The organism is Pseudomonas sp. M1 (assembly GCF_022760135.1).
GTDB lineage: Bacteria > Pseudomonadota > Gammaproteobacteria > Pseudomonadales > Pseudomonadaceae > Pseudomonas > Pseudomonas citronellolis.
In genome coordinates, this window is sequence record NZ_CP094343.1 from 4,916,676 (window position 1) to 4,942,662 (window position 25,987).

Annotated in this window: 22 protein-coding genes and 3 tRNA genes; 4 read left to right on the plus strand and 21 right to left on the minus strand. The window is 68.6% G+C overall.

The window, feature by feature from the left end; all coding sequences use genetic code 11:
- The first annotated feature begins 49 nt into the window (after positions 1–49).
- Positions 50–1,168: a carbon-nitrogen hydrolase family protein gene (locus PM1_RS21540; RefSeq protein WP_009621074.1), complete on the plus strand. Its 1,119-nt coding sequence runs from the start codon at positions 50–52 to the stop codon at positions 1,166–1,168.
- Positions 1,169–1,170: 2 nt separating this feature from the next.
- Positions 1,171–2,208: an AraC family transcriptional regulator gene (locus tag PM1_RS21545; RefSeq protein WP_009621073.1), complete on the plus strand. Its 1,038-nt coding sequence runs from the start codon at positions 1,171–1,173 to the stop codon at positions 2,206–2,208.
- Between the two features lie 218 nt (positions 2,209–2,426).
- Here PM1_RS21545 and PM1_RS21550 read toward each other — a convergent pair.
- From PM1_RS21550 to leuC, 20 genes are all read right to left on the minus strand, one after another.
- Positions 2,427–2,503 (minus strand) — tRNA-Asp (locus PM1_RS21550).
- A gap of 115 nt (positions 2,504–2,618) precedes the next feature.
- Positions 2,619–2,695, minus strand: a tRNA-Asp gene (locus tag PM1_RS21555).
- A gap of 15 nt (positions 2,696–2,710) precedes the next feature.
- Positions 2,711–2,786 (minus strand) — tRNA-Val (locus tag PM1_RS21560).
- A gap of 518 nt (positions 2,787–3,304) precedes the next feature.
- The gene (locus tag PM1_RS21565; protein WP_134163509.1) at positions 3,305–4,066 is read right to left on the minus strand and encodes an SDR family oxidoreductase; all 762 of its coding nucleotides are present in this window, start codon (positions 4,064–4,066) and stop codon (positions 3,305–3,307) included.
- Positions 4,067–4,071: 5 nt separating this feature from the next.
- On the minus strand, positions 4,072–5,283 hold the full coding sequence (locus tag PM1_RS21570; RefSeq protein WP_009621069.1) for an O-succinylhomoserine sulfhydrylase: 1,212 nt from the start codon (positions 5,281–5,283) through the stop codon (positions 4,072–4,074).
- 13 nt (positions 5,284–5,296) lie between these two features.
- Entirely contained in the window at positions 5,297–6,802 is a 1,506-nt protein-coding gene (purF, locus tag PM1_RS21575; protein WP_009621067.1) for an amidophosphoribosyltransferase, read from the minus strand.
- Between the two features lie 101 nt (positions 6,803–6,903).
- Complete coding sequence (locus PM1_RS21580) at positions 6,904–7,446, minus strand: CvpA family protein (protein WP_024128269.1); 543 nt, start codon at positions 7,444–7,446, stop codon at positions 6,904–6,906.
- A 91-nt stretch (positions 7,447–7,537) separates the two neighbouring features.
- Entirely contained in the window at positions 7,538–8,203 is a 666-nt protein-coding gene (locus PM1_RS21585; protein WP_009621064.1) for an SPOR domain-containing protein, read from the minus strand.
- A 28-nt stretch (positions 8,204–8,231) separates the two neighbouring features.
- Positions 8,232–9,512, minus strand: a complete 1,281-nt coding sequence (folC, locus tag PM1_RS21590; RefSeq protein WP_009621062.1) for a bifunctional tetrahydrofolate synthase/dihydrofolate synthase — start codon at positions 9,510–9,512, stop codon at positions 8,232–8,234.
- Entirely contained in the window at positions 9,509–10,384 is an 876-nt protein-coding gene (gene accD / locus PM1_RS21595) for an acetyl-CoA carboxylase, carboxyltransferase subunit beta (protein ID WP_009621059.1), read from the minus strand. The genes folC and accD overlap by 4 nt, the downstream gene beginning before the upstream one ends.
- A gap of 225 nt (positions 10,385–10,609) precedes the next feature.
- Positions 10,610–11,239: a phosphoribosylanthranilate isomerase gene (locus PM1_RS21600; protein ID WP_009621056.1), complete on the minus strand. Its 630-nt coding sequence runs from the start codon at positions 11,237–11,239 to the stop codon at positions 10,610–10,612.
- Positions 11,240–11,297: 58 nt separating this feature from the next.
- The gene (gene truA / locus PM1_RS21605; RefSeq protein ID WP_009621054.1) at positions 11,298–12,296 is read right to left on the minus strand and encodes a tRNA pseudouridine(38-40) synthase TruA; all 999 of its coding nucleotides are present in this window, start codon (positions 12,294–12,296) and stop codon (positions 11,298–11,300) included.
- Positions 12,297–12,315: 19 nt separating this feature from the next.
- Positions 12,316–15,132, minus strand: coding sequence for a motility protein (locus PM1_RS21610; protein WP_009621052.1), 2,817 nt, complete (start codon positions 15,130–15,132; stop codon positions 12,316–12,318).
- Positions 15,133–15,300: 168 nt separating this feature from the next.
- Positions 15,301–16,293 carry an aspartate-semialdehyde dehydrogenase gene (locus PM1_RS21615; RefSeq protein ID WP_009621050.1) on the minus strand — a complete coding sequence of 331 codons (993 nt, stop codon included), beginning with the start codon at positions 16,291–16,293 and terminating at the stop codon, positions 15,301–15,303.
- Positions 16,294–16,397: 104 nt separating this feature from the next.
- The gene (locus PM1_RS21620) at positions 16,398–17,558 is read right to left on the minus strand and encodes a type IV pilus assembly protein FimV (RefSeq protein WP_024128266.1); all 1,161 of its coding nucleotides are present in this window, start codon (positions 17,556–17,558) and stop codon (positions 16,398–16,400) included.
- A gap of 226 nt (positions 17,559–17,784) precedes the next feature.
- Positions 17,785–18,897 carry an aspartate-semialdehyde dehydrogenase gene (gene asd, locus PM1_RS21625; protein WP_009621046.1) on the minus strand — a complete coding sequence of 371 codons (1,113 nt, stop codon included), beginning with the start codon at positions 18,895–18,897 and terminating at the stop codon, positions 17,785–17,787.
- Positions 18,898–18,979: 82 nt separating this feature from the next.
- The gene (gene leuB, locus PM1_RS21630) at positions 18,980–20,062 is read right to left on the minus strand and encodes a 3-isopropylmalate dehydrogenase (protein WP_009621045.1); all 1,083 of its coding nucleotides are present in this window, start codon (positions 20,060–20,062) and stop codon (positions 18,980–18,982) included.
- Positions 20,063–20,149: 87 nt separating this feature from the next.
- A complete protein-coding gene (locus tag PM1_RS21635) occupies positions 20,150–20,914 on the minus strand; it encodes a class I SAM-dependent methyltransferase (RefSeq protein WP_009621044.1) in 765 nt (254 codons plus the stop codon).
- 34 nt (positions 20,915–20,948) lie between these two features.
- Positions 20,949–21,593: a 3-isopropylmalate dehydratase small subunit gene (leuD, locus tag PM1_RS21640; RefSeq protein ID WP_009621043.1), complete on the minus strand. Its 645-nt coding sequence runs from the start codon at positions 21,591–21,593 to the stop codon at positions 20,949–20,951.
- An 11-nt stretch (positions 21,594–21,604) separates the two neighbouring features.
- A complete protein-coding gene (leuC, locus tag PM1_RS21645; RefSeq protein ID WP_009621042.1) occupies positions 21,605–23,032 on the minus strand; it encodes a 3-isopropylmalate dehydratase large subunit in 1,428 nt (475 codons plus the stop codon).
- Between the two features lie 207 nt (positions 23,033–23,239).
- Between leuC and PM1_RS21650 the strand changes: the two genes are divergently transcribed.
- Positions 23,240–24,133: a LysR family transcriptional regulator gene (locus PM1_RS21650; protein WP_009621041.1), complete on the plus strand. Its 894-nt coding sequence runs from the start codon at positions 23,240–23,242 to the stop codon at positions 24,131–24,133.
- Positions 24,134–24,185: 52 nt separating this feature from the next.
- Here PM1_RS21650 and PM1_RS21655 read toward each other — a convergent pair whose 3' ends face one another.
- The gene (locus PM1_RS21655) at positions 24,186–24,632 is read right to left on the minus strand and encodes an Hsp20 family protein (protein WP_009621040.1); all 447 of its coding nucleotides are present in this window, start codon (positions 24,630–24,632) and stop codon (positions 24,186–24,188) included.
- 145 nt (positions 24,633–24,777) lie between these two features.
- On the opposite strand from PM1_RS21655, the gene PM1_RS21660 reads away from it, so the two are divergent.
- Positions 24,778–25,515 (plus strand): SDR family oxidoreductase, encoded by a 738-nt coding sequence (locus PM1_RS21660; RefSeq protein ID WP_009621039.1) that lies wholly within the window; start codon positions 24,778–24,780, stop codon positions 25,513–25,515.
- Positions 25,516–25,987 lie beyond the last annotated feature (472 nt).

A 25,987-nucleotide genomic window follows, 5' to 3' on the forward strand; every position in this document is an offset into this window, starting at 1 on the left:
GCAAGCCGGCGCCGCTCCCCTACCCTGACGGCCAGTCCCGGAGCCCCGCATGCGCAAGCTGACATTCCTTATCCTGGTCACCCTCTTCGCCGCCTACGCCGGCTGGGCCGAGCGCCGCCCGGTGGGCCACTACCTGTCCGACCTGCGCAGCCAGGTGGTGCTCAACCAGGGCGCGCCTTCCGAACGCGGCAACCTGCTGGGCGTGCAGCCCGAGCTCTACGCCCCCGACTACCAGAACGTCGAGCGCCTGCGCCTGAAGCTTGCGGCCTACCTGGAGAAGGCCCGCAGCGAGGGCCTGCTCGGCCCGCGCACGGTGGTGGTGTTCCCCGAGCACATTGGCACCTGGCTGGTGGCCGCCGGCGAGAAGCCCGAGGTCTACCAGGCCCGGCACCTGGCCGAGGCCATGCAGTGGATGGCCGTCAGCAACCCGGTGAAGCTGGCCCGCGGCTGGCTCATCGCCAAAGGCCGCGACCGCTTCACCGACGCCCTGTTCCGCATGAAGGCGGTGGACATGGCCCACGACTACCAGACGCTGTTCGGCGGCCTGGCCCGGCAGTTCGGCGTCACCCTGGTAGCCGGCTCCATCGTCCTGCCCAACCCCAAGGTGGAGGACGGCGTGCTGGTCACCGGCAACGGCAGCCTGTACAACGCCAGCCTGGTGTTCGGCAGCGACGGCAAGCCGCTGGGCCAGCCGCAGCGCAAGGTCTTCCCCATCGACGACGAGAAGCCCTTCATCCGCGCCGGCCACAGCGACAACCTGCAGGTGCTGGACACCCCGGCCGGGCGCCTGGGCGTGCTGATCTGCGCCGACAGCTGGTACCCGATCAACTACGCGGTGCTGGCCTCGGAAAAGGTCGAGCTGCTGGCGGTGCCCGCCTTCCTCACCGGCAACGGCCAGTGGCAGCAGCCCTGGCGCGGCTACAACGGCGCGCGCACGCCTTCCGACGTGCAGCTCAAGCCCGGTGAGCTGAGCGAAGGCCAGGCCTGGCAACAGCTGGCCCTCGGCGGGCGCCTGGCCGCCAGCGGCGCCCAGGCCGGCATCGCGGTGTTCCTCCGCGGGCAGCTGTGGGACCTGGGCAGCTCCGGCCCCGGTCTGGTGGTCGACCGAGGCGGCCAGCAGCTCGCCGAAGACGGCCCCGGCGCGCGCCTGATCAACCTCTGGCTGTGACCATGAAGCAACCGGGCATGCGGCTGGGCGACCTCTCCATAGGCTTCGTCCACGGCCTGGCCGACGCCCTGGAAGACCGCGGCGTGCCGGCGCAGCCGCTGCTGCTGCAGTACGGGCTGGACGCGGCGCGCTTCGCCGAACCCGGCGGGCGCCTGTCGATCCCGCGCTACATGCGCCTGGGCCACGCGGCCATCCAGCTCAGCGGCGACCCCGCCCTGGGCCTGCGCATGGGCCAGTTCAGCCGCATCCAGCAACTCGGCCTGCCCGGCGTCACAGCCGCCCTGGCCCCCGACCTGCGCGCCGCCAGCCGCGCGCTGATCCGCTTCGAACCGCTCTACGCGCAGAATTACCGCGGCCGCTCCAGCCTGGCCGAGGACGCCGGCGGCGCCTGGCTGAGCTTCTATTCCATCAGCCCGTACAATGCCTACAACCGCTTCGTGGTGGATTCGGTGCTGGCCGGCTGGCTCAGCTACCTGGCGCGCATCGCCGGGCAGCCGCTGCGCCCGCTCCGGGTGGAGATCGAGTACCCGGCGCCGGACTACGCGGCCCGCTACGAGGAATTCTTCGGCTGCCCGGTGGAGTTCGCCGCCGGCGCCAACCGCCTGCGCCTGGACCAGGCCAGCCTGGCCCTGGGCAACCGCGAGCACTGCCCCAGCACCTGGCGGCAGATGCAGGAAATCTGCGAGAAGGAACTGGAGCTGCGCACCCGCACGCGCACCCTGCGCGAGCGCGTGGTACAACTGCTGGGGCCGCTGCTCAACGGCCGCGAGCCGGACCTGGAGGAGGTCGCCGCGCGCCTCAAGCTGCCGACCTGGACGCTGCGCCGCAAGCTGGCCGAGGAAGGCACCCAGTTCCGCAGCATCCTCAACGAGACGCGCCGCGACCTGGCGATGATCTACATCCGCGACACCGACCTGGCCTTCGGCGAGATCGCCTACCTGCTCGGCTTCGCCTCGGCCGAGGCCTTCCAGCGCGCCTTCAAGCGCTGGAGCGGCCAGCCGCCGGGGGAATACCGCCGCGCGCAGCGGCAGGCCGGCTGATCACATCTCGGTGGCGTCGTCCGCCGGCTCCGGCGGATCGCACTCGGCGCGGTGCTCTTCGAGCAGTTCTTCCTGGTAGTCGTCCATGGCTGCCTCCCATCGCGTTCGACAAGGTCATGGATGCAGCCTAGACGGCGCGGATGAAGCGCACATGACCGAGGACTTTTCCCGGCGCAATGAAAAAGCCCCCAGGCATGGCTGCCTGAGGGCTTGGAAAATGGCGCAGCGGACGGGACTCGAACCCGCGACCCCCGGCGTGACAGGCCGGTATTCTAACCGACTGAACTACCGCTGCGCGTCGGCTGGACTTGCGTCCAAGGGTGTTACGGCCTTCCATCCTGCCTGTCGCTACGGAGCCTTGACTCTACGTGGCGGCGAGTTCGGGGTGGTGAACTCCAGGAGGGGGAAGATGGCGCAGCGGACGGGACTCGAACCCGCGACCCCCGGCGTGACAGGCCGGTATTCTAACCGACTGAACTACCGCTGCGCGTAACTTGCGAGATGGTGGGTGATGACGGGATCGAACCGCCGACCCTCTGCTTGTAAGGCAGATGCTCTCCCAGCTGAGCTAATCACCCTTCGTCTCGAAGTGGGGCGCATTCTACCGGCGGCATTTCCTAAGTCAATGCCCTGATTGGATTTTTTTTGAAATTTCGTGCTTTGGAGGAGCGCGGGAAGCTGGCTGCCTTTGGGGCCGGGTGTAGCGCGCCGCTCCGAGCATCCGCTTTCCGGGTGCGTCGAGCCCGACCGCGACGCCGGGCATGGGTCTGGTGTAACGGCGGATAACCGCGAACGGTTATTCGCCCTACGCCAGTCTCGACCTTGGCGTAGGGCGCATAACGCCTACGGCGTTATCCGCCGTTTGACCTCGATTCCAGGCGCGCTTCGGGGACGGTCACGGAGCACTGCTTTCCGGGCGCTTCGAGCCCGACCGCGACGCCGGGCATAAGCTCTGTGAAACGGCGGATAACCGCGAACGGTTATTCGCCCTACGCCAGGCTCGACCTTGGCGTAGGGCGCATAACGCCTACGGCGTTATCCGCCGTTTGACCTCGATCCCAGGCGCGCTTCGGAGACGGTCACGGAGCCCCCGACCTCAGTCGAGATAGATCATCTTGCGCGTCATGCCGCCGTCGACGACGAACTCCTGGCCGGTGACGAAGCCGGCGTTGTCGCCCAGCAGCCAGGCCACCAGCGCGGCGACATCTTCCACCGTGCCGACGCGGCCGACCGGGTGCTGGTCGTGGTCCAGCTCGGTGAGCGGCGCCGCCTGGCGCTCGTGGAGGTCGCGGGCGTCTATCCAGCCGGGGCTGACCGCGTTGACGCGGATTTCCGGGCCCAGGCTCATGGCCAGCGCGTGGGTCAGGGCGAGGATGCCGCCCTTGCTCGCCGCGTAGGCTTCGGAGCTGCGCTCGGACTGGTGCGCGCGGGTCGAGGCGATGTTGACGATGCTGCCCTGGTGCGCCCGCAGGTAGGGCGCGCAGTGCTTGGCCAGCAGCATGGGGCCGCTGAGGTTCACCGCCAGGGTGCGGTTCCACTCGTTGAGCGTCAGGCTCTCCAGCGACGTGACGCCCGGGCGGGCGATGGCCGCGTTGCACACCAGGGCGTCGAGGCGGCCGAACTGCCCGAGCACCTCGGCCACGGTCTGCGCCACCTGGCTTTCCTGGGACACGTCCAGGGCGATGAACCAGGCCTTGTCGCCCAGCGCCTCGGCGACCTTGGCGCCGCGCTCGCGGTCCTGGTCGACCAGCACCACCTGCCAGCCCTCGGCGATCAGCCAGGCGCTGATCCCCAGGCCGATGCCCCGCGCCGCGCCGGTGACCAGCGCGACCTTGCCGTTGCCGATGATCGCTGCCAGGTCGCTCACAGTGCCGCCAGGCCTCGTGCCAGGTCCTTCTTGATGTCGTCGACGTCTTCCAGGCCCACCGCGACGCGGATCAGGTTGTCGCGGATGCCGGCGTTCTCGCGCTCCTGCGGCGACAGGCGGCCGTGGGAGGTGGTCGCCGGGTGGGCGATGGTGGTCTTGGTGTCACCCAGGTTGGTGGTGATGGAGATCATCCGGGTGGCGTCGATGAAGCGCCAGGCCGCGGCCTTGTCGCCCTTCACCTCGAAGCTGACCACCGCGCCGAAGCCCTTCTGCTGCAGCTTGGCCAGTTCGTGCTGCGGGTGGCTGGCCAGGCCGGCGTAGTAGACGCGCTCGATGCCCGGCTGTTGTTCCAGCCACTCGGCCACGTCCTGGGCCGCGGCGCAATGCGCCTGCATGCGCACGCGCAGGGTTTCCAGGCCCTTGAGGAAGATCCAGGCGTTGAACGGGCTCAGTGTCGGGCCGGCGGTGCGCAGGAAGCCGACCACGCCTTCCATCAGCTTGCGGCTGCCGGCGACCACGCCGCCCATGCTGCGGCCCTGGCCGTCGATGTACTTGGTCGCCGAGTGGATCACCACGTCCGCGCCGAGCTTCAGCGGCTGCTGCAGCGCCGGGGTGCAGAAGCAGTTGTCCACCGTCAGCAGCGCACCGTGGGCGTGGGCGATCTCGGCCAGTGCGGCGATGTCCACCAGCTCGGCCAGGGGGTTGGACGGCGACTCGACGAACAGCAGCTTGGTGTTCGGCTTGATCGCCGCTTCCCAGGCCTTGAGGTCGCTCAGCGGCGGGTAGTCCACCTGCACGCCGAAGCGCTTGAAGTACTTCTCGAACAGGCTGATGGTCGAGCCGAACACGCTGCGCGAGACCAGCACGTGGTCGCCGGCGCTGCAGTGGGTCATCACCAGCGAGAGGATGGCCGACATGCCGGTGGAGGTGGCCACCGCCTGCTCGGCGCCTTCCAGGGCGGCGATGCGCTCCTCGAAGGTGCGCACCGTCGGGTTGGTGTAGCGCGAGTAGACGTTGCCCGGCACTTCGCCGGCGAAGCGCGCGGCGGCGTCGGCGGCGCTGCGGAACACGTAGCTGGAGGTGGGGAACAGCGCTTCGCCGTGCTCTGCCTCCGGGGTGCGTTGCTGCCCGGCGCGTACCGCCAGGGTGTCGAAGGCGGCGCCTTCCAGGTCACTGTCCAGGCGACCGGCTTCCCATTCCTGTGCCATCCCCTGCTCTCCTTCAGTCGTTGTACAGATCGATGATGGCGCTGACCGCGTTGGCCTTGGCCTTGGTCGCGTCGTTGCGCGCCTGCTCGATCCGGTTCAGATAGGCTTCGTTGACGTCGCCGGTCACGTACTGGCCGTCGAAGACCGCGCAGTCGAAGTGCTCGATCTTGATCTTGCCGCCGCCGACCGCGTCGATCAGGTCCGACAGGTCCTGGTAGACCAGCCAGTCGGCGCCGAGCAGTTCGCACACCTCTTCGGTGCTGCGGTCATGGGCGATCAGTTCGTGGGCGCTCGGCATGTCGATACCGTAGACGTTGGGGTAGCGCACGGCCGGCGCCGCGGAGCAGAAGTAGACCTTCTTCGCCCCGGCCTCGCGGGCCATCTGGATGATCTGCTTGCTGGTGGTGCCGCGGACGATGGAGTCGTCCACCAGCATCACGTTCTTGCCGCGGAATTCCAGCTCGATGGCGTTGAGCTTCTGGCGCACCGACTTCTTGCGTGCGGCCTGGCCGGGCATGATGAAGGTACGGCCGATGTAGCGGTTCTTCACGAAGCCTTCGCGGAACTTCACGCCCAACCGGTTGGCCAGCTCCAGGGCGGAGGTGCGGCTGGTGTCGGGGATCGGGATGACCACGTCGATGTCGTGCTCCGGGCGCTCGCGGAGGATCTTCTCGGCCAGCTTCTCGCCCATGCGCAGGCGCGCCTTGTACACCGAGATGCCGTCCATCAGCGAGTCCGGACGGGCCAGGTAGACGTGCTCGAAGATGCACGGCGAGTATTTCGGGTTGGCCGCGCACTGGCGGGTGAACAGTTTGCCTTCCTCGGTGATGTACACCGCTTCGCCCGGCGCCAGGTCGCGGATCAGGGTGAAGCCGAGGACGTCCAGGGCCACGCTTTCCGAGGCGATCATGTATTCCACGCCGTTCTCGGTGTGGCGCTGGCCGAAGACGATCGGGCGGATCGCGTTGGGGTCGCGGAAGCCGACGATGCCGTAGCCGGTGATCATCGCCACCACGGCGTAGCCGCCGACGCAGCGGGCGTGCACGCCGGCCACCGCGGCGAAGACGTCTTCCTCGGTGGGCTGCAGCTTGTTGCGCACCGCCAGCTCATGGGCGAAGACGTTGAGCAGCACTTCCGAGTCGGAGTTGGTGTTGACGTGGCGCAGGTCGGATTCGTAGATCTCCTTGGCCAACTGCTCGACGTTGGTCAGGTTGCCGTTGTGCGCCAGGGTGATGCCGTAGGGCGAGTTGACGTAGAACGGCTGGGCCTCGGCGGAGCTGGAGCTGCCGGCGGTCGGATAGCGCACGTGGCCGATGCCGGCCTTGCCCACCAGGCGCTGCATGTGGCGCTGCTGGAAGACGTCACGGACCAGGCCGTTGTCCTTGCGCAGGTAGAGCCTGTCGTCCTGACAGGTGACGATGCCGGCAGCGTCCTGGCCGCGATGCTGGAGAACGGTGAGCGCGTCATACAACGCCTGATTGACGTTCGACTTGCCCACGATACCGACGATGCCACACATGCGACGCAACCCCTAGTTGGTTTACAGGCTAAAAAATCCATTGTCGCCGCCCCGGCGGGGCCGGCGTCGGGCGGCGCCTAGGCGCCACCCTGGCCCAGCCGTCACTGGCTGGGCAGCATACTCCCCATCCCGACCGGCGGTGCCAGCTGGCCACTGGCGAACCAGTGCCCGGCCAGGTTGAGGACGATGTTCTTCGACCAGTCGGCGACCAGCAGGAAGTGCGGCAGCAGCACCGACTGCTGCCACCACGGGTCCTGTTGCACCGGCGCCAGGCTCAGCAGGCCGACCAGCAGCACCACCAGCAGCACGCCACGGGCGCCGCCGAAGGCCATGCCGAGCACGCGGTCGGTACCGGACATGCCAGTCACCCGGACCAGTTCGCTGATGAGGAAATTGACCAGCGCCCCCAGCAGCAGGGTGACCACGAAAAGCAGCGCGCAAGCGGCGATGACGCGGCCGGACGGCAGCTGGATGTAAGGCGCGAGACGTTCGGCCAGCGCGCCGCCGAACATCCAGGCGACCGCACCCGCGACAATCCAGGTGAGCAGGGACAGGGCTTCCTTGACGAAGCCGCGGCTCAGACTGATCAGGCTGGAAATGACGACGATGCCGATCATCGTCCAATCGACCCAGGTAAATGCCACGTTGCGGCCCAGAAACGAAAAAGGCCCCGCATTTTAGCAGAGCCCCGGGGTTTAGCGGAGCCCCCGATGCATCGGGAGCCGCTCGCCGGTTTCAGCCGCGTTCGGGCTGGAAGCGCACCACGAAGCCGTTGAGCTTCTGCTGCTTGCTCAGCTGCTCCTTCAGGCGGTCGGCCTCGGCGCGCTCGATCACCGGCCCGACGAACACCCGGTTCATGCCGTCGAAGCTGCGCACGTAGGCGTTGTAGCCCTGGCTGCGGAGGCTCTTCTGCAGTTCCTCGGCACGGGCGCGGTTGGACAGGCTGGCCAGTTGCACCGACCAGCTCACCGCCAGCTTGTCGGCATCCAGGCGCTGGGCGGGCGCGGCGGGCGCGCTGGCCTGGGCCGGCGGCGTGGCCGGTTGCTGGGCTGGGCGCGGCGCCGGGGCGGCGGGCTGCTGGGCCGGCGTTTGCGGCAGGCTGGCGATGGGCGTGGAAGGCGCAGTGGTCGGCGCGGGACTGGGCACCGGCGCCTGAACCTGGGGCTGAGCGTCGGGGGCCTGTGGCGCTTCGGCCACCGGGGCCTGGGGTTCGGGCACCGGCGTCGGCTGCACTTCCACCGCAGGCATGGCCGGCGTCTTCGGCATCGCCGGGGCGTCGACCGTCACCTGGCGCACCTCGTCCTGGCGGCTGAACAGCATCGGCAGGAAGATCACCGCCAGCGCCAGCAACACCAGCGCACCGACGATCCGCTGCTTGAGCCCCTTATCCAGCAAAGCCATTGCCACTCCCCCGTTTCTTGACCGCTTGTCAGTCCTGGTTGCCGTCCAGCCAGCTCAGGGCATCCGCCACGCTGTAGAAGGAGCCGAACACCAGGATCTCGTCGTCCGCCGTCGCCTGCGCGCACTGTGCCTCGAGCGCCGCGGCGATGTCGTCATGCACGCTGGCCTGCGCGCCGCGCGCAAGCAAGGCTGCCGCCAGCTCGCCGGCCGGGCGCGAGCGCGGCGTGGGCAAGGGGGCGACCGCCCAATCCTGCACCAAGCCGAGCAAGGGTTCCAGCACCCCGTCCAGATCCTTGTCCGAAAGCAGGCCGAAAACCGCCAGGCGCCGGCCCTGCGGCGGCCGCGCGGCAAGGCGGCGGGCCAGGTAGTCGGCGGCATGGGGGTTGTGCCCGACGTCCAGCAGCAGGTGGCGCGGCTGCCCCTGCCAGGTCGCCTCGCGGCGGTCCAGGCGGCCGCTCACGCGGGTCCGCAGCAGGGCCGCGAGCAGGCGCTCGGGCTGCCAAGGCAGGCCCAGCAGCGCATAGACCTGCAGCGCCAGGGCGGCATTCTCCATGGGCAGGTCGAGCAGGCTCAGGTGGTGCAGGCGCAGCGGGGTGCCGTCGGCGCCACGGCCGTGCCAGTGCCAGTCGTGCTCGCCGATGGCCAGGTCGAAGTCGCGGCCGCGCAGCAGCAGCGGCGCGCCCAGGGCGCGGGCCTGGTCCAGCAGCGGCTGCGGCGGTTCCAGGTCGCCGCACACGGCCGGCTTGCCGGCGCGGAAGATGCCGGCCTTCTCGAAGGCCACGCTGTCGCGGTTGTCGCCCAGCCATTCGGCATGGTCGAGGCCGATGCTGGTGACCACGGCGACGTCGGCGTCCACCAGGTTCACCGCGTCCAGCCGGCCGCCGAGGCCGACTTCCAGCACAACCGCATCGAGACCGGCGCGCTCGAACAGCCAGAAGGCCGCCAGGGTGCCCATCTCGAAATAGGTCAGGGAGATTTCGCCGCGCGCCGCCTCGACCGCGGCGAAGGCCTCGCAGAGCGCTTCGTCGCTGGCCTCGCGGCCCTGAATGAGCACGCGCTCGTTGTAGCGCAGCAGGTGCGGCGAGGCGTACACGCCGACCTTCAGGCCCTGCTCGCCGAGCAGCTCGGCGAGGAAGGCGCAGGTGGAGCCCTTGCCGTTAGTGCCGGTGACGGTCACCACGCGCGGCGCCGGGCGCCCCAGGCCGAGGCGGACGGCCACCTCGCGGGAGCGCTCCAGGCCCATGTCGATGGCCGAGGGATGCAGCTGTTCGAGGTAGCCGAGCCAGTCGGCCAGGGAACGCTGGCTCATCCTGCGAGGGCGGTGCTGGGGGTGTTGGTGAACTTGGCCAGCAGCTTGGCCAGGCGGTCGCGCATTTCCGCGCGGTGCACGATCATGTCGATGGCGCCGTGTTCGAGGAGGAATTCGCTGCGCTGGAAGCCTTCGGGCAGCTTCTCGCGCACGGTCTGCTCGATCACCCGCGGGCCGGCGAAGCCGACCAGGGCCTTGGGCTCGCCGACGATCACGTCGCCGAGCATGGCGAGGCTTGCGGAAACGCCGCCGTAGACCGGGTCGGTCAGCACGGAGATGAACGGGATGCCTTCCTCGCGCAGGCGCGCCAGGGCGGCGGAGGTCTTGGCCATCTGCATCAGCGAGATCAGCGCTTCCTGCATGCGCGCGCCGCCGGAGGCGGAGAAGCAGATCATCGGGCAGCGGTGCTCCAGGGCGTAGTTGGCGGCGCGCACGAAGCGCTCACCGACGATGGAGCCCATGGAACCGCCCATGAACGAGAACTCGAAGGCCGCGGCCACGACGGGCAGGCCCTGCAGCTTGCCGCTCATGGCGATCAACGCGTCCTTCTCACCGGTGTCCTTCTGCGCGGCGGCCAGGCGGTCCTTGTACTTCTTGGTGTCGCGGAACTTCAGGCGGTCCACCGGCTCCAGCTCGGCGCCCAGCTCCTCGCGGCCTTCCTCGTCGAGGAAGATGTCCAGGCGGGTGCGCGCGCCAATGCGCATGTGGTGGTCGCACTTGGGGCAGACGTCCAGGGTCTTTTCCAGCTCCGGCCGATACAGCACGGCGTCGCAGGACGGGCACTTGTGCCACAGGCCTTCCGGTACCGAGCTCTTCTTCGCCTCGGAACGCATGATGGAAGGGATCAGCTTGTCTACCAGCCAGTTGCTCATGCTCTGTTCTCCAATGCGGGGACAGTGCGCTCAGCGGCCCGAAGCCTTGCGCCTGCCCGTGAGCAGAAAAAATCACCATCGGCGCCGTGGCTCGGCCACGGCCCCTCGAAATCGCGGCGCGCCCTGGGCGGCGCCTTCGCCAGGCCGACACGGGGCCGGCGCTCGCGTGACAAAACGTCAACAGCTCCTAATGACGGTGGCAGACCGCCTGCCGTCACATGCACCTCACCGGGAATCCGCCTCGCGGCAGCGGCGGATGAAGGCGCGGATCTTCTCGGCGTCCTTGATTCCCTTGCTCGCCTCCACCCCTCCGCTGACGTCCACGGCATAGGGGCGCACCTGGCGGATCGCCGCGGCGACGTTGTCGGCGTTCAGGCCGCCGGCCAGCACCAGCGGGCGCGGCAGGGCTTCGGGAATCAGGGACCAGTCGAAGGCCGCGCCGGTTCCACCGGGAACGCCCTCGACGTAGGTGTCCAGCAGGATGCCGGCGGCGCCGGGATAAAGCGCGGCCTGAGCGGCGATGTCGTCGCCGGCCTTCACCCGCAGCGCCTTCAGGTACGGCTTGTGGTAGCCCTCGCAGTCCGCGGCGCGCTCGTCGCCATGGAACTGCAGCATGTCCAGCGGCACCGCATCGAGGATTTCCCCCAGCTCGCAGCGGCTGGCATTGACGAACAGGCCCACGCTGGTGACGAAGGGCGGCAGCGCCGCGACTATGGCGCGCGCCTGCTGCACGCTGACCGCGCGCGGGCTCCTGGCGTAGAACACCATGCCGATGGCGTCGGCGCCCGCCTCGGCGGCGGCCAGGGCGTCCTCGACACGGGTAATGCCACAGATTTTGATGCGAACGGCGGACAAGATGCGGCGACCTTCCTTCAAAGCAATCCGTCGATGGTAGCAAATGACCCGGACAGCGTCAGCCGAGCGTATCGGGCAAAGATGAAAGGAAATGTGGCCCCAGGTAGCGCTGCGGCAGCTCGAAGGCTTCCGGGTATTCCACCCGCACCAGGTAGAGCCCGAAGGGGTGCGCGGTCACGCCGCCGGCGCGGCGGTCGCGCGCCGCCAGCACCTCGTCGACCCACTCCGGCTCCCGCTCGCCCGCCCCGACCGTCATAAGCACCCCGGCGAAGTTGCGCACCATGTGGTGGAGGAAGGCGTTGGCGCGCACGTCCAGCACGATGAAGCGGCCATGCTCCAGCACCTGCAGGTGGTGCACCGTCTTGATCGGCGACTTGGCCTGGCACTGCACGGCGCGGAACGAGGTGAAGTCATGGGTGCCGACCAGCTTCTGCGCCGCCGCGCGCATGCGCTCGACGTCCAGCGGCCGGTGGTTCCAGGTGACTTCCTCGGCCATGTGCGCGGGGCGGATCGGGTCGTTGTAGATGACGTAGCGGTAACGCCGCGCCACGGCCGAGAAACGCGCATGGAAGTCCGCCGGCATGACCTTGGCCCAGGTCACGCTGATATCCGCCGGCAGGTTGGCGTTGCTGCCCATCACCCAGGCCTTCAGCGGCCGCTCGACGCGGGTGTCGAAGTGCACCACCTGGCCACTGCCGTGCACCGAGGCGTCGGTGCGGCCGGCGCACATGACGCTCACCGGCTCGGCGGCCACCTTGGACAGGGCGCGCTCCAGCGCTCCCTGCACCGACGGCACGCCGTCCTCCTGGCGCTGCCAGCCGCGGTAGCGCGCGCCCTTGTATTCGACGCCCAGGGCGATCCTGGTGACGTCAGCGGTGGCGACCTCGCCCACCGCGCTCTCGAACTCGTTCAACTGCTCAGGCCATCCGAAAAGGCAATTCAGCGGGCTATTCTGCCTGGATTGCCGCGCCCGGGCGATGCGCCGCGATCGGCGCGCCGCCGCCAGGCGCGCAATGTCCGCGCCCTGAAACGACGATGGCAGCCCGAAGGCTGCCATCGCTTTACCTGCGACCTGCTCAGGACAGGCGTTCGAGCAGCTCGCGGGCTTCCTGCTGTTGCTGGTCGCTGCCTTCGCTGATGACCTCGTCGAGGATGTCGCGCGCGCCCTCGGCGTCGCCCATGTCGATGTAGGCACGGGCCAGGTCGAGCTTGGTCGCGGCCTCGTCGGCGCCGGAGAGGAAGTCGAACTCGTCGTCCATGTCGCCCTCGTCCAGCGCGGAGTCCAGCGACGGCTCGGTCTCGGGCTCCAGCGGCGCCGCCGGACTGGCCGGCTGCTCGAGGTCGCTGGCGAGCTTGTCCAGCTCGGCGCTGACCTGGTCCAGCTGGGCCGCGAAGCTGTCGTCGGCCGGCAGCTCCTGGGGAGCCTCTTCGGGCAGCGACAGGTCGAAGTCGTCCGCCAGGCCCTCGACCGGCTTGGCCGCGGGCTCGCTCTCGGCGCCCAGGTCGAAGCTGAAGTCGTCGTCGGCGCTCGCGGCGAGCCCGGCGCCCTCCTCGCCCAGGTCGAAGAGGAAGTCCTCGTCCTTGGCCGCGGGGGCCGCCGGCTCGTCCGGCAGGTCCAGGGTGAAATCGTCCAGCGCATCGCTGGCCGTGGGCGCCGCGGGGGCGGCCTTGGCCAGGTCGTCTTCCAGGTCGAGGTCGAAGGCGAAGTCGTCGTCCGTCTTCGCCGATTGGGCCGGCTGGGCCACCGCGGCGGGCTCGTCCAGGCGCAGGTCGTCTTCGAGGTCGAAGTCTTCCAGCGACAGTTCGTCGGCCTTGGCTTGCGGCTCGGCTGCGGCGTGCGGCACCTCGTCGTCGAGCTGCAGGTCGTCCAGGCCCAGGTCGAAGGCGTCGTCCAGGTCGCCGGCGGCCTGCGCGACCGGTTCGCCGGCGGGCGCAGCGCCGTCGTGGGTCAGGTCGAGGTCATCGAGGCTGAAGTGATCCAGCTCGTCGCTGCTGGCTGCGGCCGCGGCCAGGCCGCCGGCCACGGCAGCCGCCGCGACCATGCCCGGGTAGCGCGACTTCAGCTGCTCCACCTGCGGTTCGGCGCCGCCCAGTTCGCGCAGTTCGTTTTCCTGGCGGGCGAAGCCTTCGCGGTCGCCGATCTCGGCCAGGACCTCCATCAGCTTCAGGCGCAGGTCGGCGCGCTGCGGTTCGTCGTAGATGGCGCCCTGCAGCAGCTCGGCGGCCTGGTTGAAGCGGCCGTAGGCGATGTAGATGTCGGCCTCGCCCAGCGGATCGCTGGTCTGCGCGGCGACCTTTTCACCGGCGGCCGGCGCGCTTGCCGGGGCTGCGTCCTCGTCTTCCAGGCTCAGGCTGTCGAATTCGCCGGCAGCCAGTTCCAGCGGCTCGTCCGTTCCGCTCGGGCCGGCCGCGGCGGGCTCGACCTTGGCGGCCTCAGCCTGGGCCGCGCGGCGGCGCAGCAGGAGCAGCACCAGCAGCAGGACCAGCACCAGGCTGCCGCCGATGGCGGCCAGCAGCGTCGGGTTGGCCAGCAGCTCCTCGATCAGCCCCGGCTCGTTTTCGGCGGCCGGTGCAGGTGCAGCGGGCTTGGGCGCCGCCGGTTTGGGTTCGGCCGGCTTGGCGGCTGCCGGCGCGGCCGGTTGAGCGGGGGCGGCAGGCGTGGCATCGGGCTGCTGAGCCGCTGCCGGGGCGGCCGGAGCTTCGGCGCCAGGCGCCGGCGGCTGTCCCGCGGGCGCGGAGCCCGGCGCGGCGGGCTGCGGCGTAGTCGCCAGCTCGCCCTGCAACTTGGCCAGTTGCGCGTCCTTCAGCTCGATCAGCTTCTGCAGCTTGTCCAGTTGGCTCTGCAGGTCGGTCATGCGGCTCTGCAGTTCGTCGTTCTCGCGGCGGGTGCTGTCCAGGCTTTCCTGGGTGACGGCCAGCTTGTCGGAAAGCGCCTTGCCGTTCTTCGCGCCCTTGTCGGAGCCCTTGGCCTTGCCGGCTTCGCCGGAGACCAGGCGCAGGTTGTCCTTGCTCTCGGCCTGCTCGGGCGCCGCGCCGGCATTGGCGCGGCGGGTGGCGTCCAACTGGCGGGAGGAACCGGCCAGGCTGCGGCCTTCGCGCCAGGCGCTGCGCTGCTCGCGCACCTGCACGTCGGCCTCGCCCGCGGAGCGGCTGCGGATCTGCTCGGCATCGGGCAGGCGCAGCACCTGGCCGCTCTTCAGGCGGTTGATGTTGCCGTCGATGAAGGCGTCGGGGTTGAGATCCTGGATGGCCAGCATGGTCTGGTTGACGGTCACGCTGCCATCGGGCCGCGCGCGCGAGGCGATTTCCCACAGGGTGTCGCGGGAACCGGTGCGGTATTCGTTACCGTCCAGGCGGGCCTGGCGCGGCGCGCTGGCCGCGGGGGCCGGCTCCACGGCGCGGGGCGCGGCCGGGGCCACGGGCTGGCGCGCGATGGGCGCGGGCGCGGCGACCGGCGCACGCGGCGCGGCGGCGGCAGCCACCTGCGGCGAGTACAGCGGCGGGTCGAGCAGCACGGTGTATTCGCGCAGCACCCGGCCGCTGGGCCAGAGCACTTCCACGAGGAAGTTCAGGTAGGGCTCCTGCACCGGCTTGTCGGAGGTCACATGGATGACGCTCTTGCCGTTGGGCTGGACCACCGCGGTGAACTTGAGCCCGGTGAGGAAGAAGTTGCGATCGACGCCGGACTTGCTGAAGTCCTCCGGCGAAGCCAGCTTGGGAATGATCTCGCCGGCCGTCAGGTCGCGGACGTCCGTCACGTCGATATCGGCATTCAGCGGCTGGTTCAGCGCCGAGTGCAGGTGGATGTCTCCCAACCCCAGCGCATGCGCCATGCCGGTGGTCAACGCCGAAGCAGCCGCAATTGCCTGCACCAGTTTACGAAGCCGGACCATAATCTAATCCCTTGTTTTAACAGCTTTCTTCTGGATTCGAGCGTTTCGGAACAACACCTGGCGCCCGCTATGCCCGGCGTCGAAAACGCCGGGATATCCCCCCGCCAGGGCCGTCCAAGCCAGTATTGCCAAGCTAGAATGCTTCTTCAAATATTCGATAAGTATCTTTTACAGATAGTGTTTTATCAATAATGCAGCCAGGTTCGCAGCATTCAGTCCCAGGCCTTTTCGCACATTATCAGACGCAATCCACAAATTGAGGTTGCAAGGGCCGGCGGCACCCTGACGCACCCGGCCGACGTGAATGGCATCCTGGCCCAGGGCATCGCCGATCACCGTCGGGTAATCGTCCTCGACCAGCTCGATGCCCTCGGCCGCCTCCAGAGCGGCCCGGACTTCCGACAAGGCTATCGGCACGGCGCTGCGCAAGTTGAGGTTCAGGGCGTCGCCGAAGAACACCGGGGCCAACAGGCAGTCCGCCTGCACCCTGCCCTGCAGTTGCGGCAGCAGTTCGTTCAGCTCGGCGTTCAGGCGCCGCTCGATGGCGCTGTAGCCCGAGGCGTCGGCCGCACCGACCAGGCCCAGCAGGTTGAAGGCGTACTGGCGGTCGACCAGGCGCGGCTCCACCGGGCGCGCGTTGAGCAGCTCGGCGGTCTGCCGGGCCAACTCCTGCACGCCTTCGCGGCCCAGTTGCGAGGCGGACAGGCAGGCGGTCAGCGACAGTTCCTGCAGTTCGACGCAATCGCCCAGGGCGGCGACCACTTCGGCCACCTCGGCAGCCGGGGCGCAGGGTACGCGCAGCAGCGCCGGGAAGCTGAGCTCGTCCAGGCGCGCCGGGTTCAGCGCCGACAGCACCAGGGCGCCTTCCACGCTGCCGCTCAGGTCGATCACCGTGCAACCCTGGGCCAGGGCGCGCGCGGCGTGCTCGCCGGCGACCTCGGCCGAGGTGGCGAACAGCGCCAGCTTCACCTGGGCGAAGGAGAAACCGTCCAGCTCGCGCACCCGCAGGTTGCGGCCGCGGAAGGGCACGCTCTTGCCGGCGGACTCGCCGCTGGCCAGCAGGTGCAGCTCGGCCACTGGGCAATCCAGCTCTTCCAGCAATTCGACCAGCGCTTCGCCAACCAGACCGGTGGCCCCTACTACAGCAACGTCGACGGACATCGAAAATCCCATGGGCTAGAAGGAAACAAGACGCAGCACTTTACTGCCCCCTTCCCTGCCCAGGCAATCGTGCCCGTGCCCGTCGATCGCCGTTCGCCTTCCCCCTATCGGGCGACTTCCTGCGCGGCGGCCGGCGCCGCCTGCGGCGTTGGGCTGCCCGCCACGGCGACCGGCGGCTCAGCCTCGGTGGGCGCGGCCTGTTGCCGCGACTGCGCTGCCAGGCGCGCCACCAGGGTGGCGATCTGCGCGTCCTTGAGTTCGATGAGCTTGTTCAGCTTGTCCAACTGGCTCTGCAGGTCACCGATCCGGCTGGTCAGCTCCTCGCCCTGGCGGCGCGCGCTGTCCAGGTCTTCCTGCAGCAGCGCCAGGCGTTCCGCGGCGGCCTTCGCCTGGGGTTGCTTCGAGGCCTGCCCGGACTGCAGGCGCAGTTGGTCGCGCACCTCCGCCACGGCAGGCGCGGCGCCGGGCGCCGCCTTGCGGGTGGCGTCCAGTGCGCGGGGGCGTTCGCGCCAGCGGGCTTCCTGGGCCTGGAAGTGGCTCACCGCCTCGGCATGCCCCTGGGCACGGGCCTGGCTGGCGTCGGGCAGGCGCAGCACGGCGCCGACCCGCGGCAGGTTGGCGTTGCCGTCGATGAAGGCCTGCGGGTTCAGCGCCTGGATCGCCCGCATGGTCTGCATTACCGAGGCATCCCCGGCCGGCCGGTGGCGGGAGGCGATGGCCCACAGGGTGTCGCCGGCGACGATGCGGTGGCTGCCCGAAGGCACCGGTGCGGCAACGCCGGGCGCCTTCACCGGCGCCGCGATGGCCGCCGACGGCGCGGCGGAAACGACCGGCGCGCTGGGCGCCTGGGCGACGGCCTGGTAGTTCGGCGGGTCGAGCAGCAGGGTGTATTCGCGCATGGCCCGCCCCTGCGGCCAGGCCACCTGCAGGACGAAATTGACGTAGGGCTCGCGCACCGGGCCGCTGGATTGCACGCGGATCACCCCGCGGCCGTTGCGCCCGACCTCCGGAGTGAAGCGCAAGCCGGAAAGGAAGACGTAGTTGGGCTCCATGCCCAGCCGCTCGGCCTCCTGCTGCGGCACCAGACTGACCTTGAGGTCATCGGCGCCGAGATCGCCCATGCCGCGCAGTTCGATCCGCGCGTCCAGCGTCTGGCCCAGCGCGGCCTGCGAAGCGATATCCCCCAGTTCCAGCGCGCTGGCGCGTGCTGGCAGGAAAGCGGCCACGACGGCGGCGGCCAGAAATACGTGCGCGAAGCGGAACATCCCCATCCCCTGCTGTCGATGACTCCCCCGGCGGCCCCAACCCACCGGCCGGCCCGAACGGGCCGGGCAGCGAGGATAATCACAGGGCGCCAGACGCCAGCCCGCGCTCCGTCACAGAAAACGACACCGGCGCCGGCGACTTCGCCGTTCTGTCGAGTGATCGACTTTTTCCGCCTGTACAAAGCAAGACGCCGGCACAGGGCCGGCGTCTTCGGGGAGGCTGCGATCAGCGCTCCAGCAGGATGCGCAGCATGCGCCGCAGCGGCTCGGCCGCGCCCCACAGCAGTTGGTCGCCGACGGTGAAGGCGCCGAGGTACTGCGAGCCCATGTTGAGCTTGCGCAGGCGGCCGACCGGGACGCTCAGGGTGCCGGTGACGGCGGCGGGGGTCAGCTCGCGCATGCTGGCTTCGCGCTGGTTGGGGATCAGCTTGACCCAGGGGTTGTGCTGGCTGATCAGGCCTTCGATGTCGGTCAGCGGCACGTCCTTGTTCAGCTTGATGGTCAGCGCCTGGCTGTGGCAGCGCATGGCGCCGATGCGCACGCAGATGCCGTCCACCGGGATCGGGTTCTTGAAGCGGCCGAGGATCTTGTTGGTCTCGGCCTGGCCCTTCCACTCCTCGCGGCTCTGGCCGTTGGGCAGTTCCTTGTCGATCCAGGGGATCAGGCTGCCGGCCAGGGGCGCGCCGAAGTGCTCGGTGGGCAGGGCTTCGCTGCGGATGGCCTCGGCGACCTTGCGGTCGATGTCGAGGATGGCGCTGGCCGGGTTGGCCAGGTCGTCGGCCACGGCGGCGTTGATCGCGCCCATCTGCTTGATCAGCTCGCGCATGTTCTGCGCGCCGGCGCCGGAGGCGGCCTGGTAGGTCATGGCGCTCATCCACTCGACCAGGCCGGCTTCGAACAGGCCGCCCAGGGCCATCAGCATCAGGCTGACGGTGCAGTTGCCGCCGATGTAGTTCTTGGCGCCGGCGTCCAGCGACTGGTCGATAACGCGACGGTTCACCGGGTCGAGGACGATCACCGCGTCGTCCTGCATGCGCAGGCTGGAGGCGGCGTCGATCCAGTAGCCCTGCCAGCCGGCTTCACGCAGCTTGGGGAAGACTTCGTTGGTGTAGTCGCCGCCCTGGCAGGTCAGGATGACGTCGAGGGTCTTGAGTTCCTCGATGCTGTAGGCGTCCTTGAGGGTGGCGATGTCCTTGCCGATGGACGGACCTTCGCCACCGACGTTGGAGGTGGTGAAGAACACCGGCTCGATCAGGTCGAAGTCCCGCTCTTCCAGCATCCGCTGCATGAGCACCGAACCCACCATGCCACGCCAACCGATCAGACCTACACGCTTCATCGCTACTACACCTTCGAATAAGTAGTGGACCGCCGCCCCTGCCCGTTCTGTGCGGGTGCCAGGGGCGGGCGAACCGGAGAGATTACAGATTCCGCAGCGCGGCGACTACCGCATCGCCCATTTCGCGGGTTCCGACCTTCTTGCAGCCTTCGGACCAGATGTCGCCGGTGCGCAGGCCCTGGTCGAGGACCTGGCTCACCGCCTTCTCGATGGCGTCCGCCGCGGCGCCCTGGTTGAAGCTGTAGCGCAGCATCATGGACACCGAGAGGATGGTCGCCAGCGGGTTGGCGATGCCTTTGCCTGCGATGTCCGGCGCCGAACCGTGGCACGGCTCGTACATGCCCTTGTTGTTCGCATCCAGGGACGCTGAAGGCAGCATGCCGATGGAACCGGTGAGCATGGAAGCCTCATCCGACAGGATGTCGCCGAACATGTTGTCGGTGACCATCACGTCGAACTGCTTGGGCGCGCGCACCAGCTGCATGGCGGCGTTGTCGACGTACATGTGGCTCAGCTCGACGTCCGGGTAGTCCTTGGCCACTTCTTCGACGATCTCGCGCCACAGCTGGCTGGAGGCCAGGACGTTGGCCTTGTCCACCGAGCACAGCTTGTTGCCGCGCACGCGGGCCATGTCGAAGCCGACGCGGGCGATGCGGCGGATCTCGCTCTCGCTGTACGGCAGGGTGTCGTAGGACTGGCGCTCGCCGTTCTCCAGCTCGCGGGTGCCGCGCGGGGCGCCGAAGTAGATGCCGCCGGTCAGCTCGCGGACGATGAGGATGTCCAGGCCGGCGACGATTTCCGGCTTCAGGCTGGAGGCGTCGGCCAGTTGCGGGTAGAGGATGGCCGGGCGCAGGTTGGCGAACAGGCCCAGTTGCGAACGGATCTTCAGCAGGCCGCGCTCGGGGCGGATGTCGCGCTCGATCCTGTCCCATTTCGGCCCGCCCACGGCGCCCAGCAGCACGGCGTCGGCCTTGCGCGCGCGCTCCAGGGTCTCGTCGGCCAGCGGCACGCCGTGCTTGTCGATGGCGGCGCCGCCGATGACGTCCTCGGTCAGCTCGAAGCCCAGCTGGAACCTGTCGTTGGCCAGCTGCAGGACCTTGACCGCCTCGGCCATGATTTCCGGGCCGATACCGTCGCCGGGGAGAACCAGAATCTGTTTGCTCATCACTTTCTTCCTTCGGAATAGGTAAAAGGCTGCAGGCGCTTGCTTGTCGCCTGCAGCTCGTCGCCTGCAGCTCGTCGCTTGCAGCCGTTACTTGTTCGCCCAGAGCACCAGCACGTCGGTGCTGAAGGAACCCTCGGCGTCGATCTCGAAATACTCGCGCACCTCAATGCCCACGGAAAGCTGCAGGGCGCGGATGGCCTGGCGCATCACCTCCGGCGTGCGCATGCGCTCGACCCAGGAGGTGAACTCCAGGCGCAGGCGCTGGCGGCTGCACGCGGTGAGCGCCAGGCCCGCCTCGCCGACCAGGCGCGCCCATTCGGACGGCGAATAGTCGCGCACGTGGCTGGTGTCGCGCAGCACTTCCACCGCTTGCAGGTGGGTGTCCAGCAGCGGCAGCCCGGGGGCTGCCACGTCGATGAAGCAGGCCACGCCGCCCGGCTTCAGCACCCGGCGCACTTCGCGCAGGGCCTGGCCGACGTCGCGCCAGTGGTGCGCCGAGTAGCGGCTGAAGACGAAGTCGAACTCGCCGTCCTCGAACGGCAGGCGCTCGGCCACGCCCTGGCGCGTGCGGATGTTGTCCAGGCCACGCTCGGCGGCGGCCGAGGCCACCACGGCGAGCATCTGCTCGGAGAGGTCGTAGGCCACCACTTCGCCGGCCAGCGGCGCGACCTGGAAGCTGACGTGCCCCGCCCCGCAACCCAGGTCCAGCACGCGGGCGCCGCTGCTCGCCGACAGTCGCTCGCGCAGCTGGGCGAACTCTTCGCCCTGGGCATGCACGGTGCTGTTCAGGTAAGCGTTGGCCTGGGCGCCGAACTGGCGCTCGACCACGGCTTCGTGGCGACTCTGGGTCATGACTTTCTCCTCGCGGGGTGATGATGCGACACCGTCAGGCGTCGCGGAACAACCAGGGCTGGCGCTGCCTGTAGCCGGCCTCGAAGTCGCGGATGGCGTCCGCGTCCTGCAGCGTCAGGCCGATGTCGTCCAGGCCGTTGAGCAGGCAGTGCTTGCGGAAGGCGTCCACTTCGAAGCTGTACTGCTTGCCGTCCGGGCGGGTCACGGTCTGCGCGGCGAGGTCGACGGTCAGTTGGTAACCCTCGGTGGCCTCGCACTGCTGGAAGAGTTCGTCGACTTCCTCGTCCTTCAGGATGATCGGCAGCAGGCCGTTCTTGAAGCTGTTGTTGAAGAAGATGTCGGCGAAGCTCGGCGCGATCACCGTGCGGAAGCCATACTCGTCCAGCGCCCAGGGCGCGTGCTCGCGAGACGAACCGCAACCGAAGTTCTCGCGGGCCAGGAGCACGCTGGCGCCCTGGTAGCGCGGGAAGTTGAGGACGAAGTCCTTGTTGATCGGGCGCTTGGAGTTGTCCTGGTTCGGCTGGCCGACGTCCAGGTAGCGCCACTCGTCGAACAGGTTGGGGCCGAAGCCGGTGCGCTTGATCGACTTGAGGAATTGCTTGGGAATGATCTGGTCGGTGTCGACGTTGGCGCGATCGAGCGGCGCGACGAGACCGGTGTGCTGGGTAAAGGCTTTCATGTTCGGTCTCCTCAGGCCTGCATCAATTCACGGACGTCGATGAAGCGGCCGGTCACCGCGGCGGCGGCGGCCATGGCCGGGCTCACCAGGTGGGTGCGGCCACCGGCGCCCTGGCGGCCCTCGAAGTTGCGGTTGGAGGTGGACGCACAGTGCTCGCCGCTCTCCAGGCGGTCCGGGTTCATCGCCAGGCACATGGAGCAGCCCGGTTCACGCCACTCGAAGCCGGCCTCGATGAAAATCTTGTCCAGCCCTTCCCGCTCGGCCTGCGCCTTGACCAGGCCCGAGCCCGGCACCACCAGCGCCTGCTTGACGCTGGAGGCGACCTTGCGGCCCTTGGCCACGGCGGCGGCGGCGCGCAGGTCTTCGATCCGCGAGTTGGTGCAGGAGCCGATGAACACGCGGTCCAGCTGGATGTCGGTGATCGCCTGGTTGGCGTTCAGGCCCATGTACTTGAGGGCGCGGACGATGGAGTCGCGCTTGACCGGGTCGGCCTCGACGGCCGGGTCCGGCACGTTCTGGTCGACGGCCAGGACCATTTCCGGCGAGGTGCCCCAGCTGACCTGCGGCTTGATGTCCTCGGCGCGCAGCTCGACGATGGTGTCGAAGTGGGCGTCTTCATCGGAAACCAGGTCGCTCCAGGCTTCCACGGCCTTGGCCCAGTCGGCGCCCTGCGGGGCGAACGGACGGCCCTTGACGTACTCGATGGTCTTCTCGTCCACCGCCACCATGCCCACGCGGGCACCGGCCTCGATGGACATGTTGCAGATGGTCATGCGGCCTTCCATGGACAGGTCGCGGATGGCGCTGCCGGCGAACTCCAGGGCATGGCCGTTGCCGCCGGCGGTGCCGATCTTGCCGATCACCGCGAGGACGATGTCCTTGGCGGTCACGCCAAAGGGCAGCTTGCCCTCCACGCGCACCTGCATGTTCTTCATCTTCTTGGCCACCAGGCACTGGGTGGCGAGCACGTGCTCGACCTCGGAGGTGCCGATGCCGTGGGCCAGCGCGCCGAAGGCGCCGTGGGTGGAGGTGTGCGAGTCGCCGCAGACCACGGTCATGCCCGGCAGGGTCGCGCCCTGCTCCGGGCCGACCACGTGGACGATGCCCTGGCGCACGTCGTTCATCTTGAATTCGAGGATGCCGAAGTCGTCGCAGTTCTCGTCCAGGGTCTTGACCTGGATGCGCGAGACTTCGTCGGCGATGGCTTCGAGGCCGCCCTGGCGTTCGGCGCGGGTGGTCGGCACGTTGTGGTCCGGGGTGGCGATGTTGGCGTCGATGCGCCACGGCTTGCGGCCGGCCAGGCGCAGGCCTTCGAAGGCTTGCGGCGAGGTCACTTCGTGGAGGATGTGGCGGTCGATGTAGATCAGCGACGAGCCATCATCGCGGCGCTTCACCTCGTGCAGTTCCCAGAGTTTGTCGTAGAGCGTCTTGCCGGCCATCAGAGATTCCTCATCAGCGTATTTCTATGCCCCTTGGGCTTGTGGGGATGATGCTATGGTCTGTCGACGAATAACTCAAATTCATATTTTTTATTCAAAGGATTCCCAAATGGAATCCACCAGCTATAAGCTTCAAGCCACAAGCTGCAAGCGAACGCCGCAGCTTTTTTCTTGAAGCTTGCGGCTTGCCGCTTGGAGCTCCAAAAAATGGACCTGACCAGCCTCAATACCTTCCTCGCCATCGCCGAGTCCGGCAGCTTTTCCGAAGCCGGCGAGCGCCTGCACCTGACCCAGCCGGCGGTGAGCAAGCGCATCGCCGCCCTGGAAAGCCAGCTCGGCGTGCGCCTGTTCGACCGCGTCGGCCGCGAAGTGAGCCTGACCGAAGCCGGCCGCGCCCTGCTGCCGCGCGCCTACCAGATCCTCAATGTGCTGGACGATACGCGCCGCGCGCTGACCAACCTCAGCGGCGAGGTCAGCGGCCGCCTGGTGCTCGCCACCAGCCACCACATCGGTCTGCACCGCCTGCCGCCGCTGCTGCGCGCCTTCACCCGGGCGCACCCGCAGGTGGCGCTGGACATCCAGTTCTGTGACTCGGAAGTGGCCTACGAGGAAATCCTCCACGGCCGCGCCGAACTGGCGGTCATCACCCTGGCCCCGGAAACCGCCGAGCCGGTGCGCGCGGTGCCGGTGTGGGACGACCCGCTGGACTTCGTCGCCGCCCCCGAGCACCCGCTGGCCATGCAGGGCCCGGTGTTCCTCGCCGACGTGGCGCGGCACCCGGCGGTGTTCCCCGGCGGCAATACCTTCACCCATCACATCGTGCGGCGCATGTTCGAGGCCGAGGGGCTGACGCCGAACATCGGCATGAGCACCAACTATATGGAGACCATCAAGATGATGGTCTCCATCGGCCTGGCCTGGAGCGTGCTGCCGCGCACCATGCTCGACGAGACCGTCGTGCGCCTGCCGCTGCAGGACATCCAGCTCAGCCGCCAACTGGGCTACATCCTGCACACCGAGCGCACCCTGTCCAACGCCGCGCGGGCCTTCATGGCCCTGCTCGACGCCCAGGCGGTGGCGCCCATGGCCTGCGTGGTCTGAAACGGCGGGAAAGAAAAAGGCGCCTTTCGGCGCCTTTTTCATGGCTGGGTCATCAACCCTCCAGCGCCGGGCGCTGGCCGTTGATGGCGATCCGCTTGGGCTTGGCCTCTTCCGGAACGATGCGCACCAGTTCGATGCTCAGCAGGCCGTTCTTCAGCGATGCGCCGCGGACCTCGATGTGGTCGGCGAGGCGGAAGGACAGCTTGAAGGCGCGCTGGGCGATGCCCTGGTGCAGGTAGGTGACGTCGCTGGCAGCCTTCTCGCGCTTGCCGCCGCTAACGGTCAGCACATCGCGCTCCACTTGCAGCTCCAGGTCTTCTTCCTGCAGGCCGGCGGCGGCGACGACGATGCGGTACTGGTCGTCACCGTGCTTCTCGACGTTGTAGGGCGGGTAGGAACTGCCGTTCTCACTGCGCAACGCCGATTCGAAGAGGTCGTTGAAACGATCGAAGCCGATCGACTGGCGGAACAGCGGGGCAAGAGAAAGTACGTTGCTCATGGCGAATCTCCTGAATAATCAGCAAGGTCATTGGTGGAGCCTGTCTGCAGGACTCCGGAAGCGGGACCCGGTTTCGGCCTCCCGCACGGATACAGATAGGGTCGCCTCGCAGCCTTTCAAGACCACTCGTCGAAGGAACAGCCACATGCGCAAAGTCACCGGCGCCAGCCGCGGCATAGGGGCCGCCACCGCGCTGCTCGCCGCCGAACGCGGCTATGCCGTCGCCATTAACTACCACCGCCAGCGCGAAGCCGCCGACGGGCTGGTACGGCGCATCCGCGACGCCGGTGGCCAGGCCGAGACCTTCGCCGCGGACGTCGCCTGCGAAGAGGAAGTGGTGAAGCTGTTCCGGGAACTGGACCGGGCCTTCGGCCGCCTCGACGTGCTGGTGAACAACGCCGGCATGCTGGAGCGCCAGATGCGCCTGGAAGACATGGACGCGGCGCGCCTGCAGCGGGTGTTCGCGGTCAACGTCACTGGCAGCTTCCTCTGCGCCCGCGAGGCGGTGCGGCGCATGGCGAAATCCCATGGCGGCGCGGGCGGCAGCATCGTCAATGTGTCGTCCATGGCCTCGCGCCTGGGTTCGCCCAACGAATACATCGACTACGCCGCGGCCAAGGGCGCCATCGACAGCATGACCATCGGCCTGGCCAAGGAAGTCGCCGCCGAAGGCATCCGCGTCAACGCCGTGCGGCCGGGGCTGATCGACACGGAAATCCACGCCAGCGGCGGCGAGCCGGGGCGCGTGGAGCGGCTGAAGAGCGCCATTCCGCTGGGCCGCGGCGGGGAACCGGAGGAAGTGGCGCGGGCGATCCTGTTCCTGGCCGGGGAGGAGTCGAGCTACAGCACCGGGACATTCATCGATGTCAGTGGCGGGCGGTAGGGCGGGGAAACGTCATGCCTCACGGCGAACTGTGCGGGCCCTGCCCGCGATTCGCGCGCAGGGCGCGCTCCTACAGGGGGGATGACATCGGCGCTCGGGCTTTCCCCTCACCCCAGCCCTCTCCCGGAGGGAGAGGGGGCTAGTCCGTGCCGAGAGGAGGCCTGGTTTCAGCCGGCGATCCCTGTGCTAGCCAGCCAATGCCGAAACACCAATGCACTCCGAACACTCCCACTCCCCCGGGAGAGAGAGACAGTCCGTGCCGAGAGAAGCCCTGGTTTCAGCCGGCGGTCCCTGTGCTAGCCGGCTAACGCTGAAACACCAACGTACTCCGAACGGCCCCCTCTCCCTCCGGGAGAGGGCTGGGGTGAGGGGGCCGCAGGCCTGCTCGCTCGATTCCGTGCCCCTACGCGCTCCGTGAGACACCGCATTTCCCCCGCACCTACATGGGAATGACGTGGACGGGGCGGCGTAG